This window comes from Oliverpabstia intestinalis (assembly GCF_009696065.1).
Taxonomy (GTDB): domain Bacteria; phylum Bacillota; class Clostridia; order Lachnospirales; family Lachnospiraceae; genus Oliverpabstia; species Oliverpabstia intestinalis.
The window spans coordinates 1-3,187 of record NZ_VUMS01000067.1 but is presented as its reverse complement, the minus strand read 5'-3'; the positions used below and the strand labels follow the sequence as shown (position 1 = coordinate 3,187).

Genomic DNA, 3,187 nt, shown 5'->3' with positions numbered 1-3,187 from the left:
CGCCTGCTCTTGACATGCGTTTTTGTAACTGTTATATATAAACAAAGGGCGAAAAGCTAATATATCAAGCCTTTCGCCCATCATTATCATAGAAGAATCTTATTTACAGACTTTTCTTCATAGTCTCAAAGAAAAAGCACTGTAAAACCAATAATCCAACGGTTTTCAGTGCTTTTTTCATGTTTTAACTATTGAATTTCCCTCAGACACCTACATAAGTGAAACTTAGCGAAACTTAAATTATGCCCAATATGGAATATACTTTTTATATCTTGGTGCAGTATCCGGATCCATTACTTTAATATAGCCTCCGTCAACTGCACTGGTAAGAAGTCGAGATGCTTTCGCTTTCTCTTTTTCTCCCAATCCAAATATTTTTCGAATATCTGAGTTAGAAATCCCCTCAAAATTGACATATGCCAGACATGCCTGCATATAACAAGTACGCATCCGATCTTCTTTCGTGGTTAATTCAAACGGTACTTTCGCAAACAATATTGCTTTTGTAAATTGATTGTTTTGATTTTCAATCCTCGGTGCAAGTAATTCATTTTTGCCGGTTGCTTCAACAATTTTATCATATCCACTGCCACGTTCCTCACAGATACCACATTTATGCATAAATCCGGCAATATTTTCATTTCTGGACACCGGCACCGAATCTACAATTCTTTCAATTGCTACCAGTGGTGCACCGGCATTTGAAAATTCAATTCGATTTTTAAACACTTCTACCATCGGATTTGTACCTCTTTGCTGCAGATCCTGATGTATCATAGCATTTGCTAACAACTCACGGATAGCAATTTCCGGGAAACTGACAACAGATTTCCTTGTTGCCTCTACAATAACCTCTTCCTGCGGAATAATTGTCATAATATACTGCACGATTTCTTCATGCGAAAATGCATAGCCCGCACAGAACTCTTTTTCTCTGATAGCATCCAGTCTGGAATTCTCCTTATACCAAATCACCCTCACAGTTCTTCTATGCAAAGATTCAAATTTCTTCAAATCCTTTGCGATCATCAATGCTCCCATATTCGTGATATCCCATGTACCGGCATCATTTCTCTTTATGAACTTTTCATGCTGTAAATCTTCCAATACTTTATCCCGATTTCTCGGAATTGGCATTTCCAGTTTATCATAATACTTTGAGTAATCCAATAATAACACCATTTTATCTTCATCTAAATTTCCCATCGCAATTCGGAGTTCATATGGTGTAGAATCGAATGTTCTCCATAATTCTCTTTCTTTGTCAGGATACTCTTTTAAATTCTTTTTGTTCGTTCCAATTCTTATAAATTCCCCACCAGCGAACTGTACCGGCTGTTTTTCTGCACAAGGAATTTCCATCAGCACAACCATTCCTTCATCCATCGGAACCTCAAAAAATCGGAAATTAATTCTTGGTGAAAGCATTCTGGAAAGCCATGCTTCCAATTTCTCATTCCCTTTTTTCATTTTACGATACTGAAATTCAGTTCCAACAATTTTATGTGTTGTGTCATCCACGCCCCAAACTAAATATGCTTTCGGTCGTTCGCACAACGCAGCTGAATTACTGAGAGCAGAAATATATTCGCCAATCATCTGCGGTTGCTTGTTATTACATTTAAATTCTACCCACTCCGTCTCGTCCGGAAGCTTTGCAAGCTCTCGCACAAGACTTTGCAGATACTCTACTGATCGTATTGCCATGACATCACCTTCCTATTAAACCACGTCTAAGTTCCACCCAAAATTTTCTAATTCTTTTCGTACTTGATCACTCACACTTTTTCTCGGTATTGCCAAGCAAAGCAATCCTTTCGCACGTGTCATTGCCACATAATGACATTTTAATCTCTTTTTATTCCGCACACCTAATTTAGGACGTTTTCCCGAAAGCCATGGTAATATAGATGAAAGATTATCTTCGTAATACTTTGTCTCCACTACTAATGTTGCCAAATGTGTTCTACCCTTTGATGAATGTATACTTCCAAACTTTATGTTTATTTTATCTCCAGATTCATTCTCATATTCTTTTTCATTCACTCTATTTCTATTTTTCGTATATTCTTCTGGTTTCTCGCTGCCATTCCAGAACAAAAATTCATCTTTTCTTGCATCAGTATATTTTATAACATCTGACAAAAGATGTAAAATTTGATCAATAACATTCTCCCATTCATTCTTTGTTTTCCAATTCATGCACATAATTTCCAGCAATCCACTTCTTATTTCTTCTCTATTCTCTGGTCGCACTGTTTTAATAATAGAATTAAATGCTGAAGAAGATTTTTCAATTTCTTTCAACGGATATTTCCTCATTATCTTACATATTCCTTTTGATATCCATTCAACTTTTAAAGACAGTTCTCCTTTTTTTTCCATCTGTTCTTCGGCGATCCAAAAATAATCTATCAGATGGTTGGGCGTTTGTTTTTTTACTTCTGGATTATACTCTTCAAAATAGTTTTTTACACTCATTTCTTTATCTATTTTGTGAACCATCCCTAATACGTGACACCCATATTTCTGGTATTCTTCTAATTCATCATGTGAAAAAGTTCTGAATATTAGTTCTGCAAATTTATCTACTACGATATTCTCTTGACCATTTTCAAATAAAAATATTGTGTTTTGTATATTATTATTCGAAAATGGCCGCCCTTCTCCTATCATATTACTCTTATCCAGTGCTACTCCATTAGCTAACTTTGCTATTTCTGCTCCAAATCTTTTGCTATTCAGCATCTGCAGTGCATTTGCTCTTGGAAAATATTCGACATCCTCCATTTTTTCATAAGAATTATAAATTGCTTGATTACTATCACCGTATGCCTGATAAAAACTATTATAGAGCGGTTTTTCATAGATTTTATTTAGCAATTCCCATATTTCTTTTTTCGTATCTTGTGCCTCATCTATAAAAATAACAGGAAATCTCATCTGAATCAGCTCAGCAAGTGTTGAAATGCTATCTATTCCTTTTGCTGCATACAATTCCATTTCATTAAAAGTAAATTCTCCTCTGCGCCTTGATTCAGTAACAGCTTTTACGACATTTATAGTGGCTCAGTTGTCAAGACAAAAATCTAAGATTTTTATAATGAACTGATATGGTGGACAAGTTACAAGGAACATGGAGAGAACAGTGGAGCACTCCCCAGATCCAATATATGCTAAGCTACAT

At 35.5% G+C, this 3,187-nt stretch carries 2 protein-coding genes; both read right to left on the bottom strand.

Features of this window, described 5'->3' with window-relative positions:
* Positions 1 to 240: 240 nt before the first annotated feature.
* Complete coding sequence (locus tag FYJ57_RS14850) at positions 241 to 1,707, bottom strand: RNA-binding domain-containing protein (RefSeq protein WP_154433257.1); 1,467 nt, start codon at positions 1,705 to 1,707, stop codon at positions 241 to 243.
* A gap of 15 nt (positions 1,708 to 1,722) precedes the next feature.
* Positions 1,723 to 3,063 (bottom strand): UvrD-helicase domain-containing protein, encoded by a 1,341-nt coding sequence (locus FYJ57_RS14845; RefSeq protein ID WP_328597503.1) that lies wholly within the window; start codon positions 3,061 to 3,063, stop codon positions 1,723 to 1,725.
* Positions 3,064 to 3,187 lie beyond the last annotated feature (124 nt).

Excerpts from the sequence above, each read along its gene's own strand:
- FYJ57_RS14850 (WP_154433257.1), bottom strand. The coding sequence starts at position 1,707 with ATGGCAATACGATCAGTAGAGTATCTGCAAAGTCTTGTGCGAGAGCTT.